Below are 16,783 nucleotides of genomic sequence, written 5' to 3' on the forward strand. Positions count from 1 at the left end.
ACAGGTGCTGCACCGCCTGTATGTCTGCTCATCTTTTTTGTTTTGCTGCCCACTCCGTTTCAGGAGGTAGCCAACACTTGCTGGGCTTGCACGTATGCCGTGGAGCTTCGCACATGCTCCAGTTGGAAATGACCGAGATAATGCGCCCGGATCTCGTCCAGCGTCTTCTGGGCGGGCTGGATAAATTCCCGATCCCAGTCTTCGGGAGGGGATTCGAGCGATATGCCTTTTTCGTTGAGGATGTGGAACAAGTCTCTGTCTGCCTGAGTAGGAATCCACCACGTATAGACAGGATTGGTCTGGCCTTTGAGCAACGATTCCAGCATGAACTTCAAATACTCCGCTGTCGAAAGCTGGCCGTAGTTCACATCAAATTCCGGCCCGGGAGCCGGATATTGCTCTGGGTAACGGAACGGCCCGTAATGAATGGAGATGCCGAGAAAGCCGACAGGCGGAATGTTGTTCCCGTACCCGGTGAGCGAGAACGGCAAATCGGCTGCGAAATGCAGGCGCACGATGACGGAATTGATGAACTGCTGTTCAAAAAAGTCTTCTTTTTGCCAGATTCCCAAGTCGCGGGCAATCGTATCCCAGTAAATGATCGACGTGTTGTGCGCCAACCAGAACGAGGACGACATTTCCTCGAACGTCTTGAAAAAATCCTGATCGTGCTCGCTGAACGGGTCGATCAAGTCGTACCATTTGAAATAGCCGTGCTTTTGTCGCCAGCTTTGGGCAAGCAGCAAGAAGTCGATCAGCCGCTGGATGCGCGGCTCCGAGCTTTGCTGGTTGTTGGAAAAAAGATGTGTCGCTTCCAGCAGGTCAGCCGTAAAGTTGCCATTGACGAAGTCCCAGTAATTCACGTCTCCGGCCTGGGAGCGGTGCTCGTTGACCCGCTTCGTCTCCGTTTCCCAGTGGGCAAAAGTCGTGACGTCAATCCCGAAGTACAGCTCGAAAGGCAGCAGATCGCCAAGCAAATGGAAGCGGTAAGGGCTGGACTGCTGAAACCAGGTTTTGATGAAAGCGAGCCGGGAGGACGGGGGAACGACGATGGCTCTTTCCAGGTAGCTGGTTTTGGCGATGTCTGCCTGAAACTGCTCGATCGAGGTGGAACGGGCGACAAACGGCGAAGAGGAGGCGAGAAAATCGACGCCGTCTTCATCGTTGTCGTACTGCACAAGAATATGCGTGAAGCTGCTCTTGGCTTGGGAAGACAAGACGAGCTGGCCCCAGTGATGAGCCGTGCCGTTGTCGATGGCTCCGATGATGACGACAGGCGTATCTTTTTGTCCGTTGAACGCGATGGAGCCGTAATCCTCGACGATGATTTTGTGCTGGCAGCGGACATTGATGGAGGCGCCAGCTTCGAAGCTGACGCAGACGCCTGCGGGAATCGTAACGTCTGTCGGACCAATCATGTACGGCCCGCCAGCGGCAGTAAATTCGCGATCATCTTCCATAGTTCCGCACAGGCGGACGTACTTGTCCACGTGAAGCTGGCAGGAATGCTGCGGGTCAGGGTCTGGCCCAATGGTCAGCTTAATGTAATAAAAGCCGTCTTCCGGAGGAAAAAAAGGCAGGATGAGGCTGCCTCCCGGCGTGTAGCGGACTTCGCACAGTTTCGTTCCGTGCATATCGTACACTTCAATACCGGAGGACGGGTGCGTCACATTGCTGATATGGATTTCGATGGCCTCTTTGGAAGTGAGGAAAAGCTTGTACATTTCGATGTGAGGATCGATGTCTGGTGACGCTTTGCGAATGGGCTTGTCTGTTTCCAGCATGGATACGTTTGCGAGAGTATTCATGTTACGCCGACTCCTATTCGAAAGATTCAATCATATGTAGGGAATGCAAGGCCAGGGGCACTTGAATATTGGATATTATTAGTATAAGACGCGCGAGTGGGGAAAAAGTTTTGGGAGAAAGCAAGTCTTTTGGACTAGGGAAGCAGCAAGAAAAAAAGGACGGGAGCGCCAGCGTGACTGACGTTCCTGTCCTTTTTGGCTGGATGAAGCGCAGAGGAGGTCGCTTACTTTCCGCCCGCTTTTGCGAGCATGTCGACCATCTCGCGGAAGCCGCGTTTTTTCGCGTGCGACAGAGGGGTGACCCCGTCGGAATCCGCCAGATTCACGTTCGCGCCGTGCTCGATCAAAAGCTGGACGATTTCCTGATGCTTTTTGCCGCCATCTCCGAGGATGACTGCTTCCAGCAAGGCCGTCCACCCGAGGTTGTTGACGTGGTCGATGTTGACGTCAGAGGTGGTTAAAAGCTCGCGGACGATTTCTACATGACCGCGATCAGCCGCAGGGATGAGGGCGGTGCCGCCAAAGCGGTTGGTGATCGTCGTATCGGCCCCTGCGGCAATGCTTGCCCGCACGAAGTCCAGCTTGCCTTCTGCCCCGGCATACAGCAGCGGATTGTCGGAGCGGTCATCGCGAATGTTGATGTTGGCGCCATGTTCCACCAGCAGGTTGAATACTTCCAGTTGATCCGTGTGCACGGCGATCATGGCTGAAGTGCGGCCGCGCTCATCTGTTGCATTGATGTCAGCTCCGTCAGCAAGCAGCTTTTGGATCGTTTCCTTGTCTCCTTGCTTGACTGCTGCAAGCAGTGCCTGGTTTCGCTTGTCCATTTCTTCTTTCACCACCTGGGTCGCTTGCTGCTCGCCGCTCGCAAGCAGGGTGTCCATGTTGGCCGCACAGCCTGACAGGAACAGGGCGATAGTCAAAAAGCTTGCTTGCAGCATGGCGAACCCGCCCCTTTCTTTCGTTTTCATTGCCAGCATATCCAGCGGCTTATTCGACTGTCAGCTTGGCCTGGGATTTGCCAGCCCAATCGCCGACAGGTGTTACCGTATAGGTTGTGTCTGCTTTCAGTTTACCATCTTGCTGAAGGTCAAACACGCCTGTTGCCCCTTTGCGGCTGGAATATTTGTAGGTGGCGAGCAGCTTTTCGCCATCTGCCGAAGTCAGTTCTACACTGCGGCCGGAGAACAGCTCGTCTTTTGGATCGGCAGTCAAGGTAACGGAAATCGATGTGTCACTGAGCGCTTCTGCTTCGCTCAACGCAAGCGGAGCGACTTCCTGGGCGACAAAAGTCGGGTTGGCGATATTGGCCCAGTCAGATGTGACGGTGTACGTGACGCCCGGTTTCAATACTTGACCTTCCGGCAGACGGAATTTTGGCTCCTGGACTCCGTCAGTCGATTGTGTGAATGGCACGTATTTCGCGATAATCGGCTCGCCGCCAGCAGGGGTAATCGTCACTTGTCTTGCCTGCATGGACGAAATGACTTGATACGTTTTGCCGTCTGCGCTGTTGCTGTCGTCAAGCACAAAGGCGTTTGCGCCACGTCCTGCACTGTAAGCGGAGATGATGTATCCGTAGTCGACGACCCCGTTTGCTTTCAGTGCTTCGACTTCAAATGTGTCGTTTGTCACCTGTCTTGCCTGGGTCATGTCAAGCTTCGTTGCGTTGCCAGCAAAAGTTCCTGCCTTGTTCCCTTTGTAGGTCAACGTGTAAACTGTCCCAGGCTTTTGTACGGAAGTCGGCACGATATAGGTTGCGACAGAGCCAGTTTTCAGACGCGGCATGTTGGTCAAGGTCAGACCGTCGTTGAAAGCAAAGTCTTCCTTGGCTTTTGCGAATACTTCATCCTGCGCCGTCAGTGGCGCGTCAAAGGTGACGATCAGGGTGATGGCATTCAGCGCGCGTGCGCTGGTCACTTTCGCATTGGCGGAAGGGATCGCTTTGTGAGCGGTTTGCAAAAGGAAGGCAACTTCGCCGCGGGTGACGCTTCCGTTGGCGGAGGAGAGGCGTTCTGCCCAATGTTGAACGGATTTCGTATCGCGTCCGAGCGCCTTGGAGACGATCTGGACCAGTTCGGCGCTTGTCACCGTTCCTTGTGGGTCAAAACGTCCATCTTTCGCCTGCATGATTTCTTTGCCAACCAGTGCGGCAGCGTAGTTGTAATACCATGCGCCCGGGTTCACATCGGAAAAGCTGACGGTTTGCTCTGCCTTGCCTTGCAAGCCGAATGTGAGTGCGATCATTTTCGCCAGCTCGGCGCGGGTGACTTGCTGGTGGATGCCCATCGAGCGATCTTGATAGCCTTGCATGACGCGAAGCTGGGTCATTTTGCTGACGGCTTGCTGGATTTCCCCGGCGCTGAGCGGAGCGGCTGCTGCCTGTGCATGCAAAGCGGCGAAGGGAAGGGATGTCGCTCCGAGAGTAGTAGCGAGCAGCACAGCTGCCAGTTTATTGGATACCTTTTTCATGTATAGTCCTCCTCGGTCAAGATCAGGTTAGGTGTTTCTGTTTGGCTTACCTGTATGATAGACGAGGGGTCTAAACTCCCGAGAAACGCGAGATTAACAGTTTCTAAAAAGGTTCTTAAAAAAAGATAAAAAAACCGCCTGAAATGCTCAGACGGTAAAACGGTACCCGGCACCCCAGACGGTTTCGATATATTGCGGATTGGACGGATCGACCTCGATTTTTTCCCGCAGCTTGCGAATATGCACGGTGACGGTTGCGATATCTCCGCTGGAATCCATCCCCCATATGCGTTCAAACAGCTCGTTTTTGCTGAACACCCGGTTCGGATGTGTAGTCAAAAATTCAAGCAAATTAAACTCTCGTGTAGTAAAAATGACTTCTTCGTTGCGCACGAACACCCGGCGCGATGCTTTGTCGATGACCAGCCCGCGGATGTGAATCTCGGACTTGGCTGCAGGCTCCTTGTGGGATGTCAGCCGTTCGTAGCGCGTCAGGTGAGCTTTGGCGCGGGCCACCAGCTCGCTTGGACTGAATGGCTTGGTGATGTAATCGTCGGCTCCAAGGTTGAAAGCGCGGATTTTATCGATTTCTTCTTTTTTGGCAGAGACGATCAAAATCGGCACTTCTTTCGCCTGTCTGATTCGGCTGCACAGTTCGAAGCCGTCCATGCCGGGCAACTGCAAATCGACGATAATCAGGCTGTAGTCGTCGTGCAAGGCGAGCTGCAAGCCTTCGTTTCCGGTGTGGCACAAGTCGACCTGAAACCCGTTCAGTTCAAAATAATCGCGTTCCAACTGGGCGATTGTCGTCTCATCTTCAATGATGAGGATGCGCGTCGTCATATGTGTCGGCTCCTCCTTGCTGATTCATTCGCGGCAAGCTGAAAAACAGGCTCGTGCCGCTGCCTTGCTTGCTTTTCACCCAAATCTCGCCGCCGTGTCCTTCGATGATCTGGCGCGCGATGGAAAGACCGAGGCCGCTGCCGCCCGTCGAGGAATTGCGCGATTGCTCGGCTCGGTAAAACCGTTCGAAAAGGTGAGGAATGGCTTCTTCGGGAATGCCGATTCCGTTGTCTTTGATTTCAACGGTCGCCCAGTTCGGGTCAGCCATTACCGAAACGAGAATGTGTTTATCCGGTTTGTCCATGAACTTCTGGGCGTTTTCGATGATGTTGAGCACGGTTCGCTTGATTTTTTCCAGATCGGCGATAACCGCGACGCTTTCCTGCGGGCGTTGTTCCCATTGCAGGCGGATGCCTTTCTCCTCCAGGTCGTAGTGCAGCTCGTCGATGCAGTCGTCCAGGAAGCTGGTAATATCAACAGGCTCAAACGTAAACGGCACCTGTTTCAGATCGAGCTTGGAGTAGAGGAACAGCTCGTCTACGAGCTTGTCGAGATCGACTGCTTTGGCGTAAATGATGTTGACGTACTTATCCATTTTTTCCGGTGTATCTGCGACGCCGTCCCGAATGCCCTCGATGTAGCCTTTGATGTTTGTAATCGGCGTTCGCAGGTCGTGCGAGATGTTGGAGATCAGCTCTTTGCGGCTCTCCTCATCCTGCAAGCGAAGCTGTACGGACTCTTGCAACCGTCTGCGCATGTTCTCGAACGCTTCGTTCAACTGACCGATTTCGTCCTTGCTGCTCTCCGGGAGGGCGAAGTCGAGGTTGCCTTCCTTGATGTTCTCCGCAGAGTGGCGCAGTCTGTCCAGCGGCTTGACGACGCTGCGGGTAATCCAGCGGTACAGCAGCACGTTGGCGACGATGAGCACTCCGAGCAGCAGACAGACGAGAATCGGCAGCAGCCTGCGGGTTACTTCGCTGAACGGACTGCGCTCGCGAATGACGAACACGCTGCCTTTTGCCCCGTCCGAGTAGAGAAAATCGAACTTGGCGTAGGCGTAAAAGCGCTCCCCGATGTTGAACGTGTTGCGAATCTGGCTGTTGTTCAGGTCGTAGGGAGGCAGGCTTTTTTCCAGCTCCGGCTGGTTGAACGTGAGCGATTCGAACACTTGGTTGCTCTCCCTGCGCACATACAGGCCAGCGCGTACCGTTTTGAGCTTGAAGTCGTAGTCTTGCAGCAACGACTTGTCGAGCAGCTTATCCGGCTCGTTTTTGGCGAAGTATTTCAGTTCGAGAAAAATCGACTCTTCTTGTTCGGTGAGCGGGTTGAGCTGATAGTGCACTTTATAAAAATCGCGAAAGCTGTGAATGTCGCCTGTCGCTGCAATCGTAAACAGGCTGGCTGCGAGAAAAAACATGAGCAAACTGATGACCAGCATCCCCGTGTAGGAGAGCAGCAGCTTGACGCGGATGGACATAAGACTCACCTCTCCTGGTGGCTGGGGTGTACAAAAGATGACAAGTCCATTATATACAAGGAAGACAGTCGGTAAAGCATTATTGCTTGGAACTGGGCGAATATCCGTTATACTAGCAGTAGAAGAACGGGATGAGACAGGGGGATACGATACCGATGAAAGTAGCCATAGCACAGCTTACCGCGACGATGGACAAAGCGGTCAATCTGCAAAAAGCACAAGCGTATATCGAGAAGGCCAAAAAGGCGGGGGCTGACTTTGTCATTTTGCCTGAGATGTACAGCGCTCCAGCGACGCCCAAGTCGGGTGTGACGCCAGCCGAGGTGGCGGAGAAGCTGGACGGACCGTTCGTTTCGGGGCTTTCAGCAGCAGCGAGACAGCACGGGATTTACGTCGTGTGCGGTGTGTTCGAATCGATCGAGGGCGACGAAAATCGCGCTTACAACACGACAGTCTTCCTCAATCGCGAGGGCGAGCTGATTCACGCGTATCGCAAGACGCATCTGTACGATGCATTTTCCTATATCGAATCCGATTTTATCGCGCCGGGCGACAATCCGTATCAGGTGGTGGAGACGGAGTTTGGCAAAATCGGGCTGATGGTATGCTACGAGGTGCGCTTTCCGGAGATCGCCCGCCAGTTTGCCTTGCAGGGAGCCGATATTTTGTTTGTGCCGGCTGGCTGGGTAGCGGGTGCGATGAAAGAGGATCATTGGGAGACGCTGGTGCGTGCGCGGGCGATCGAAAACACGATGTTCATATGCGCAGCCGACCAGGTAGGCAACATCTTCGCGGGACGCAGCATGTTCGTCGATCCGATGGGAGTGGTCATCGCCAGCGCCGGAGAAGAAGAAACTTTGTTGATCACAGAATTGGATATGGATCGGATTCAACGCGTGCGAGGAAAGCTGCCGAGTGTAGCAAACCGCCGCGCAGAGCTGTACACCAATTAAATACATGGGATTTCTGTAAAAGAACAGTCAGTCGCACCACAGGGCAACGTGGGGGCTGATTGTTTTTTTGTTTGGGAAAAGAAAAGTGGTCAGGCACATTTTCGTTTTTCCTTCATAGGATTATAGTAGATATTCTTCATTTTTAGAGCCCTTATGCAAGCGTTACCATCATGCGAAAGGAAGTGTGTGCGAATGTTCTGGTTCGTATGGGCTGTCGTCGGTGTCGTTGTCTGGTGGGCAATGAACAGTATCATGACAGGTAAAGCGGCAGGAACAAGCTGGTGGGCTTCGCTCATCGCTGCGCTTCTGGGCAGCTGGCTTGGGGATTTGGTGTTGGGAGATTGGCTGTGGCTGTGGGCTGGCTTCAACGTCATTGCCGGGGTCATCGGGGCGGTCGTCCTCACCTGGCTGTGGAACTTGCTCAGCAAACAGGCGAAGTAGCATAAAAGCAGGAAGGAATCGTCCCTGTGGCGGTTCCTTTTTTTCGTGGGTACAATCAAAATCAGCGGCACGAACGAAAGTGTACATTTGGGCTATTTTCGCAAAAATCTTACTTGACCAGTAGGAATTGTTGGTAATATAACTATATCTAGGCCGATACTTATGACAGAGAGAGTATTTGATGCAACAGGAGGGGAAAACATGTCAACGATACTTACGATTGTCAACATTGTCCTTATGCTTTTATTCATTGGCGGTTTGTACGCTTTGCAAAAGAAACATATTTCTTTTTCCAAAAGGGTATTTGTCGGTCTGGGACTCGGGATTGTCTTCGGTCTTGTGCTGCAATTTGTTTACGGAGTCAAATCGGACATTTTGAAAGACTCGATTGACTGGTTCAATATCGTAGGAAAAGGCTACGTGAAGCTGCTGCAAATGATCGTCATGCCGCTGGTGTTCATCTCGATCCTGGCTGCGTTTACGAAAATGAAATTGTCCAACAACATCGGCAAAATCAGCTCGCTGATCATCGGGCTGCTGGTGGGAACGACCGCGATTGCCGCAGCGATCGGGATTGCCTCCACTTTTGCCTTCAATCTGGACGGAGCGCAGTTCCAGCAAGGAGATGCAGAATCCGCCCGCATCGAGCAAGTAGAGCAACGCCTTGGCGACATCCAGAACATGACGTTGCCCGCGAAAATTTTGGAGCTGCTCCCGGCCAATCCGTTTCTGGACTTGACAGGTGACAGAGCGACTTCGACGATTGCCGTCGTTATTTTCGCCGCGATTATCGGCATCGCCTATTTGGGTGTGAAAAAGAAAAATCCGGAGCAGGCCGAACTGTTCTCCAAAATCGTCGATGCGATTCACGCGATCATCATGCGCGTCGTGACGCTGATTTTGCGCCTGACCCCATACGGTGTGCTGGCGATCATGACGCGGGTGACTGCGACGAGCGACTACAATGCCATCTGGCAGCTTGGAAAATTCGTCATCGCTTCGTACGCGGCGCTGATTCTCATGTTTATCGTGCACTTGCTGATGCTGGCGTTCGCCGGGCTGAATCCGGTCACTTACGTGAAAAAAGCGTTCCCTGTCCTGACCTTTGCCTTTACGTCCCGCACGAGTGCAGGGGCATTGCCGCTGAACGTGAAAACGCAAACGCAAGACCTGGGCGTACCTGAAGGAATCGCCAACTTTGCCGGCTCGTTCGGTCTGTCGATCGGGCAAAACGGCTGCGCAGGAACATACCCAGCCATGCTGGCGATCATGGTTGCGCCTATCGCGGGTATCGATCCGCTGACGCCTTCTTTCATCCTGACCTTGATCGTGGTCGTGGCTCTCAGCTCCTTCGGGGTTGCCGGAGTAGGGGGCGGAGCTACTTTTGCCGCACTGCTTGTTCTGTCTACGCTGAACCTGCCTGTAGCGATTGTGGGCTTGCTCATTTCTGTCGAGCCTTTGATCGACATGGGACGCACAGCGCTCAACGTGAGCGGAAGCATGACAGCAGGTCTTTTGACGAGCAGGGCGACCAAAGAGCTGGATACAAAAGTATACAACGGCACAGAGCAACAATCGTCTGTGACCGTCTAAAAGCCAAAGCAAACAGGCTGTGCCATGTCGAAGAGACAGGTACAGCCTGTTTGTTTACGCAAGAGCAATCGGCTAGCGGGTGACGGATGTGTACTTGAAGTACGCCCCGCCGAGCGGGAAGATGATGAAATCTTTCACCTTGTCGTTCTTCACATACGGGCTTCCCCGGAAGTTGAGCGGAGCGAGCGGCATTTCGTCCATCAAAATCGTTTCGGCGTCCAGCAAAATTCGCTTGCGCTTGTCGAGGTCAGGCTCGTTGTAGCTCTTGTCGATCAGCTCCTTGAACTTGGCGTTTTCCCAGTCTGGATGGTTGTTGCCGCCTGTTTTGTCGCGGAACATCTCCAGGAAGTTGATCGGATCGTTGAAATCGGCGCCCCATTGGAAGCGGATCAGGTCGAAGTTGGCTTGCGAGCGCATGTCCCGGTATACTTTCAACTCTGCGTTGTACAGCTTGACGTTTACGCCGAGCACTTTTTTCCACTGGTCTTGCAAAGCTTCTGCCACTTTCTTGTTCGTGTCGGTAGTGTCGTACGTGTAAGTCACGGTCGGGAAGGCTGTCAGGCCAAGCTCTTTCATTCCTTCGGCCAGAAGCTGCTTCGCTTTTTCGTTGTCTTCTTTGAAGTAGCCGTCCGGTTTCAGGCCCATCGAGGTCGGCACCCATCCGTAGGCGGCAGGAACGCCGGTTTGCAGGATGTTGTCGATGATTTCCTGACGGTTGATGGCGTAAGCGAAGGCTTGTCTGATTTTTTTGTTGTTGAAAGGCGGCTTGGTCGTATTGAAGACGACAGACTGTGTGCCAGGGTTGTCAGCGACCATCAGCTTGCCCGCGTCCTTCAGGGAAGGGATCGCGTCTGTCGGCAGCGTGGAAGCAGGATAGCCGCCCCAGTCGATATCGCCATTTTCAAACATGGAGAAAGCTGTATTGTTGTCTTCGATCATGGAGATTTCCAGGCGATCCAGCTTCACGTTTGATTTGTCCCAGTAGTTCGGGTTTTTGGTGAAGACGATTTTGCTTTTGTGTTCCCATGTATCCATGATGAATGGGCCGTTGCCCACGATCGTCTTCGCTTCTGCCGCCCAGTTCGGGCTGCTCTCGACTGTTTTTTGATGGAGCGGGAAGAGCGTCGGGAAGAAGGTCAACTCACGGAAAAATGGAGTAGGCGATTTCAGGTTGAACTCAACGGTGTAATCGTCGATCGCTTTTACACCTACGTCGTCGGCTTTTCCTTTACCCGTATTGTATTCCTCTCCTCCTTTAATGTAGTAAAGCTGATAGGCGTACTCGGATGCCGTCTTGGGATCGAGATTGCGTTTGATCGCGTACACGAAATCGTGGGCAGTGACCGGATCGCCGTTGCTCCATTTGGCGTCCTTGCGAATCTTGAAGGTGTAGTTCATATAGTCCGGTGTATTGGTAAAGCTCTCCGCCGTAGCATTGGTCAGCTGTCCGTTCAGGTCGTAGCTGGTCAAGCCTTCAAAAGCGGCGTAAATCATGTCGAAAGAGTCGGCGTCGACGGCGATGCCAGGGTCCATGGAAGGCGGCTCGCTGTTGATGCTCCACCGCAGCACCATCGGCTCTGTCTTTGTAGCCTCAGTCGGTGTGGCGGAGGGTTGCGAGGTTTGGCCCGCAGGCTGGGAAGGCGTCGAAGAGTTGGAACAGCCTGTGATTACCCCGAAAAGCAAGGTAAGACAGGTTGCAAGCGCAATGCCCTTTTTCATGTAAATCCCCCTTGAAAATGATAGAAACATATATTCAGAATATTTGTTGGCGTTTTTTTTAGCAAAGGTAATTTTTATATTTCCCGGTAAAAAATTTTTTCGTTTAGCTGATTAACAAAGTATTTGCTGCTAATAGTAGAAGACACTCATGTTCGTGCAAGCAATGAGGCAGTTAACTAATTTAGCGGGCAGAATGATGACAGCAGTAGACAAAGCACACGGCAAATGATAAGAATGAGGTAATTAATCATTTTAGCAGCTATCAAACCAGGTAGGAGTAAACGCCCTTATGTATAAAATCGGTGTGGTGGGTCCGCCCCCTTCAGTAGAGCGGATACTGGCTGTTGCCAATGAGTTTGAGCACGAAATCGAGTTTGTTCCTTTTACCTATGAAGATGCGAGAGAAGTTAGCCAGATTGTGCAGGAGCATAATCCGGAGTTTAACGGATGGTTTTTCTCTGGCCCGATTCCTTTTACGATCGCCAAAAATGTGCTGAGCCCGGATGCGAATATCGTCTACTGCCCGCCAACCGGCTCCAATCTGTACCGTTGCTTCATTCAGATGTCGATCGACCATGACGAGGTTGTGAAGCGTGTCTCCGTCGATATGATCGATTCGGAAGGGACGTATTTGCGCGAGGCCATGTCGGAGCTGGATATTCCCGCGGAAGAAATGCACGTCATGACCTACGACGAGCATTACGACCCGGAGGCCATTACGCAGTTCCACCTCTCGCTGTGGCGGGAAGGGAAGACGCAGGGAGCTTTCACGACCTTGTTTTCCGTCGAACGGGCTTTGCGCGATGCAGGCATCCCGGTCTATCGCGTGTTGATGACGAAGATGGAAATTCGCCAGGCGATGAAGATCGTCATCGAAAAAGCGAAAAGTTCGTATTTCAAGCATACCCAAATCGGCGTGGAAATCATTGAGCTGGAGCAGTTTGACAAAATTGCCGAGCGGGCGAAGACGCGGTTCCATCTCCAGCATCTGGAGCTGAAAATCAGGGAAATCTTGCTGCTGCTTTGCGAACGGCTCGATGGCTCCCTGATGGCAAACGGCAACGGGCGCTATCAAATTTTCAGTTCGCGCGGCGCGATCCAGCGGGAAATTGAGATGCTTCGGCATACGGTAGAGCAGCTTTCGCTGGAAGCGGATGTGCCCGTGGCAGTCGGCGTAGGCTTCGGAGACACGGCCTTTTCAGCGGAGAACAATGCGCGAAAAGCGGTCCAGCATGCCAAAGAACGGCCGCAGTTTGGGATTGTGGTCGTGCAGGATAACGGCGTGATGATGGAATCGGTGGGCGAAGCGGAGGAGCTGGAGTACGCCTACCGTTCGAACGACCGCGAGCTTTTGGAAAAACTGAACAAGGCCAACGTCAGCGTCAAAACGTATTACAAGCTGAGGGCGCTTGTCCAGCGCATGGGCTGGAAATCATTCACGACAACAGACATCGCGGCGTATTTGTCCATGACGGTGCGAAATGCCCAGCGAATCATGGGCAGTCTGTGCGAAGTGGATCTCGCGGAATACAAAGGCGAGGAGCAACAGGCTATGCGCGGCAGGCCGAAGAAAATATATACGCTGAAAAAGTAGACAACACCCGACATTTCGGGTGTTTTTTTGTCGATGGGAAGCGACTTTAGTGTCATTTCGTGGCGAGAGTTCGGAGGGCAGCGTTTTTGGCTGCGAGGTTTCGTCAAATCATGTAGAAGCAAGTAAGAAGTTGTCGAGAAAAAAGAAAAGAGAAAAAAAGGGATTTTTTCCAGAAAAAGCAAATAAGATAAAATGTTTCATACATTCATAATATTTTGATTGGGGGAGTTTTTTAGAATGAAAAAGTCTTATGTTGCAACCAGCTTGACTCTTAGTATTGCCGTGGGCGTGTCTGGCTTCGCATCGGTTCCGGCGCTGGCCAAATCCAAAGACATCGACTACAGCAAGGAGTGGGAAACACCGCAGTACATCGGGGAGAAGTGGGAACCGGATGGAGAAAAAGGCGACGATATCGTCTGGTCCTACCTCGAAAATTACAAAGATCAATTCCAGATTCAAGGAGATGTCGCCGATCATTTTCAAATTGTGAATGAGGTTCGCAACAAGGAAACGGACACAAAGCACTACCGTTTGCAGGAGGTCTATAACGGGATTCCGATTTACGGTTTCCAGCAAACCGTTCACATAGACGCTGATGGCTCTGTCACGTCTTACCTGGGGCAGTTCATTCCCAATCTCGATAACAATGATGATCTGACAAAGAAACCGAAGCTTAACGCACAAAAAGCGTTGAAGAAAGCGATCAGTGATGTGGAAGACGAAGTGGGCGAAAAGCCGGACTTCGTAAATGATCCGGAGGCAGAGCTGTATATTTACGTACATGAAAACGAAGCTTACCTGGCGTATGCGGTTGAGCTGAGCTTCCTGGACCCGGAACCAGGTCGTTGGATGTATTTCATCGATGCGCATAGCGGAGACGTGATCAACAAGTACAATACGATCGACCACGCAACAGGAATCGGAACAGGCGTGCTCGGCGACAGCAAGCAGTTCGAGACTTCGCTGCAAAGCGGCAAATATGTGATGAAAGACACGACGCGCGGAAAAGGTATCGAGACGTATACTGCCAAAAACCGCTCCACGCTTCCTGGCACGCTTATGTCAGACAGCGACAACAATTGGACGGACGGAGCGGCAGTCGATGCGCACGCCTATGCGCAGCAAGTGTACGACTACTACAAAGACGTCCACAATCGCAACAGCTATGACAACAAAGGCGCCTTGATCCGCTCTACTGTCCACTACGGCAACAATTACAACAATGCATTCTGGAACGGCTCGCAAATGGTGTATGGAGATGGCGACGGCAGCACATTCATATCGTTGTCCGGAGGTCTGGATGTAGTCGCTCACGAATTGACCCACGCTGTAACCGAAAAGACAGCGGGGCTGGTGTACCAATACGAATCGGGAGCTTTGAACGAGTCCCTCTCCGATATTTTCGGTGCGATGATCGACGACGACGATTGGCTGATGGGAGAAGACATCTACACCCCAGGAACAAATGGAGATGCGCTGCGTTCCCTGGAAGACCCAACAGAGTATGGCGACCCGGATCACTACAGCAACCGCTATACCGGCTCCCAGGATAACGGCGGTGTTCATATCAACAGCGGAATCAACAACAAAGCTGCGTATTTGCTGGCAGAAGGGGGCACGCATCACGGGGTAACCGTGAACGGGATCGGTCGCCAAGACACAGCGAAAATCTACTACCACGCGCTGACTCATTACCTGACGCCGTACTCCAACTTCTCTGCGATGCGCCAAGCTGCTGTTCATTCGGCCACTGACTTGTTCGGTGCAAATTCTCCGCAAGTAGCTGCTGTGAATGCAGCGTATAGCGCGGTAGGCGTGAACTAAACAATATAGCATGGCAAAGAGGCAACCACTCAACGGGTGGTTGCTTTTTTGTATGTAAAAAAGCAGACGAAATCATTTTCTTATGGCAAAAAACCAGTGGGAAGTGCCGTTGGAAGGAAAAACAACTTAGGTCTAAAGTGCTGATGTGGTCAGGTCTGGAGTCCTGGATAAATCATGGAAGCTTTTCTATTTTTCAAGAAGTCAAACAACTCTATTGAAAAAAAGTTACTCAGGTTATATAATTCAATTAAACGAAATTGTCTTTTTGTATTCGCATATTGTGAATGGTGACTGAAACAAAGACCAGGAAAGGAGTATCGGCACGACGACAAGCTTTACTGCGTTTTTGAATGAATGGATTGCGTTGAGATTAAAATGAAAGGGCTTTCACTTTAATGCCAGCATCCAGACTGATCACTCATTCAGAACGTCGTTGTTTCGCCAACGAAATAAACGAGAATGATGGTTACCAACAGAAAGAAACGGCCTAGGGGGAATGCTCAATGAGTGCAAACAACGTACAAATCGATCGGAATGAGCAATATTCGCAAGGAATCGGCCTGGTGAAATGGGTAGAGCGAGTGGGAAACAAGCTGCCGAACCCGTTCATGCTGTTCCTTTATTTGATTGCTGCTTTGATGATCATCACTGCTGTTTTGTCTATTTTCCACGTCACAGCAATCGACCCGATCAAGAATGAGCAAGTCCAGGTAAAAAATCTGCTCAGCCAGGAAGGCTTGCAGTGGCTTTTGCCCAACATCATTAAAAACTTCTCCGGGTTCTTGCCGCTCGGTTCGATCTTGACGCTGATGCTTGGCGTAGGGCTGGCAGAGAAGGTCGGTCTGCTGGAAGCAGTCATTCGCAAAATGTCGCTGCGCGTCAGTGCGCGCTATGCCAGCTATCTCGTTGCTTTCATCGCGTTTTTCAGCCACGTGTCTTCTGACGCTGCGTTCGTGATTATGCCGCCGCTTGGCGCGTTGATCTTTTTGGCTGTCGGACGTCATCCGGTGGCAGGGTTGCTCGCCGCGATTGCAGGTGTTGGATCAGGCTTTTCCGCCAATATCCTGATCGTGACGACAGACGTATTGTTGTCCGGGATCAGCTCGGAAATTTCCAAGTCGGTCGATCCGAACATCACTGTGAGTGTGCTCGACAACTGGTTCTTCATGTCCGCGTCCGTCCTGCTGCTTTCCGCTGCGATTGGTTTTATCACGGACAAATTTGTGGAACCGCGCCTGGGTGTTTACAAAAGCGAAGGCAAAAACGAAAGAAAACTGGAAGATTTGTCCGATATCCAAAAGAAAGGCTTGCGTGCCGCTGGTATCGCAGCGCTGGCGTTCATTGCCGTCATGGCTGTGCTGGTCGTGCCGGAAAATGCGCTCTTGCGTGATCCGAAGCTGGGAACAGTCGTACCTTCTCCATTCATTTCAGGGATTGTTCCGATCATCTTGCTCTTTTTCTTCACCGTAGCGATTACGTACGGAATCAAAGTCGGAGTGATCAAAAAGCAAAATGACATCCCGGCTCTCTTGACTGACCCGATCAAAGGCATGGCAGGATTCATCATCATGATTTTCCCGCTGTCCCAATTCGTGGCGATGTTCAACTGGAGCAACATGGGCAGCTTCCTGGCGCTCTCGATTACCGATTTGCTGGAGCAAATGAACATGAGCGGAGCACCTGTGTTTATCGGCTTGATGTTTTTGTCCGCGTTTCTCTGCATGTTTATCGCCAGCGGTTCCGCCATCTGGTCGTTGCTTGCCCCGGTGTTTGTACCGATGTTCATGGCGCTTGGCTTCCATCCGGCATTCGCGCAGGTGGCGTTCCGGGTTGCCGACTCTTCGGTCATTCCGTTTGCGATCGTCTCACCGTTTATCCCGCTGTTCCTCGGCTTTTTGCAGGAATATAAAAAGGATGCGAAGCTGGGCACCTATTACGCCTTGATCATGCCGTATCCGATCGCGATCTTTATTTTGTGGACATTGCTCTTAGTTGTTTGGTATTTCTTGGGTCTGCCAATCGGCCCTGGAGTTTATCCGATCATGAAGTAGAGATGACT

Annotated in this window: 12 protein-coding genes; 6 read left to right on the forward strand and 6 right to left on the reverse strand. The window is 52.0% G+C overall.

Going from position 1 to position 16,783, the window contains the following annotated elements; translation table 11 throughout:
* Positions 1-59 precede the first annotated feature (59 nt).
* The 5 genes from M2298_RS23770 to M2298_RS23790 all read right to left on the reverse strand — a co-directional run bounded on the left by M2298_RS23770 (position 60) and on the right by M2298_RS23790 (position 6,600).
* Positions 60-1,808: a hypothetical protein gene (locus tag M2298_RS23770; RefSeq protein WP_122966302.1), complete on the reverse strand. Its 1,749-nt coding sequence runs from the start codon at positions 1,806-1,808 to the stop codon at positions 60-62.
* 224 nt (positions 1,809-2,032) lie between these two features.
* Positions 2,033-2,749: an ankyrin repeat domain-containing protein gene (locus M2298_RS23775; RefSeq protein ID WP_370641102.1), complete on the reverse strand. Its 717-nt coding sequence runs from the start codon at positions 2,747-2,749 to the stop codon at positions 2,033-2,035.
* Positions 2,750-2,798: 49 nt separating this feature from the next.
* Positions 2,799-4,280: an S-layer homology domain-containing protein gene (locus M2298_RS23780; RefSeq protein WP_173598680.1), complete on the reverse strand. Its 1,482-nt coding sequence runs from the start codon at positions 4,278-4,280 to the stop codon at positions 2,799-2,801.
* Positions 4,281-4,427: 147 nt separating this feature from the next.
* Positions 4,428-5,123, reverse strand: a complete 696-nt coding sequence (locus M2298_RS23785) for a response regulator transcription factor (protein ID WP_122966300.1) — start codon at positions 5,121-5,123, stop codon at positions 4,428-4,430.
* On the reverse strand, positions 5,098-6,600 hold the full coding sequence (locus tag M2298_RS23790; RefSeq protein ID WP_173597143.1) for a sensor histidine kinase: 1,503 nt from the start codon (positions 6,598-6,600) through the stop codon (positions 5,098-5,100). Before M2298_RS23790 ends, M2298_RS23785 begins: the two co-directional genes overlap by 26 nt.
* 155 nt (positions 6,601-6,755) lie before the next feature.
* Between M2298_RS23790 and M2298_RS23795 the strand changes: the two genes are divergently transcribed.
* The 3 genes from M2298_RS23795 (at position 6,756) to M2298_RS23805 (ending at position 9,587) form a co-directional block, all read left to right on the forward strand.
* Positions 6,756-7,553, forward strand: coding sequence for a carbon-nitrogen hydrolase family protein (locus M2298_RS23795; protein WP_173598679.1), 798 nt, complete (start codon positions 6,756-6,758; stop codon positions 7,551-7,553).
* A gap of 192 nt (positions 7,554-7,745) precedes the next feature.
* Positions 7,746-7,994, forward strand: coding sequence for a hypothetical protein (locus M2298_RS23800; protein ID WP_122966297.1), 249 nt, complete (start codon positions 7,746-7,748; stop codon positions 7,992-7,994).
* A 201-nt stretch (positions 7,995-8,195) separates the two neighbouring features.
* Positions 8,196-9,587 carry an L-cystine transporter gene (locus tag M2298_RS23805; RefSeq protein ID WP_173597142.1) on the forward strand — a complete coding sequence of 464 codons (1,392 nt, stop codon included), beginning with the start codon at positions 8,196-8,198 and terminating at the stop codon, positions 9,585-9,587.
* 72 nt (positions 9,588-9,659) lie between these two features.
* Here M2298_RS23805 and M2298_RS23810 read toward each other — a convergent pair whose 3' ends face one another.
* Positions 9,660-11,306, reverse strand: a complete 1,647-nt coding sequence (locus tag M2298_RS23810) for a peptide ABC transporter substrate-binding protein (protein ID WP_173597141.1) — start codon at positions 11,304-11,306, stop codon at positions 9,660-9,662.
* Positions 11,307-11,595: 289 nt separating this feature from the next.
* On the opposite strand from M2298_RS23810, the gene M2298_RS23815 reads away from it, so the two are divergent.
* The 3 genes from M2298_RS23815 to M2298_RS23825 all read left to right on the forward strand — a co-directional run bounded on the left by M2298_RS23815 (position 11,596) and on the right by M2298_RS23825 (position 16,775).
* A complete protein-coding gene (locus tag M2298_RS23815) occupies positions 11,596-12,900 on the forward strand; it encodes a hypothetical protein (protein ID WP_122966293.1) in 1,305 nt (434 codons plus the stop codon).
* Between the two features lie 237 nt (positions 12,901-13,137).
* The gene (locus tag M2298_RS23820; RefSeq protein ID WP_122966292.1) at positions 13,138-14,724 is read left to right on the forward strand and encodes a M4 family metallopeptidase; all 1,587 of its coding nucleotides are present in this window, start codon (positions 13,138-13,140) and stop codon (positions 14,722-14,724) included.
* Positions 14,725-15,227: 503 nt separating this feature from the next.
* Positions 15,228-16,775, forward strand: a complete 1,548-nt coding sequence (locus M2298_RS23825) for an AbgT family transporter (RefSeq protein WP_173597139.1) — start codon at positions 15,228-15,230, stop codon at positions 16,773-16,775.
* Positions 16,776-16,783 lie beyond the last annotated feature (8 nt).

Source organism: Brevibacillus sp. 1238 (assembly GCF_029892995.1).
In the GTDB taxonomy this organism is placed as follows: domain Bacteria; phylum Bacillota; class Bacilli; order Brevibacillales; family Brevibacillaceae; genus Brevibacillus; species Brevibacillus parabrevis.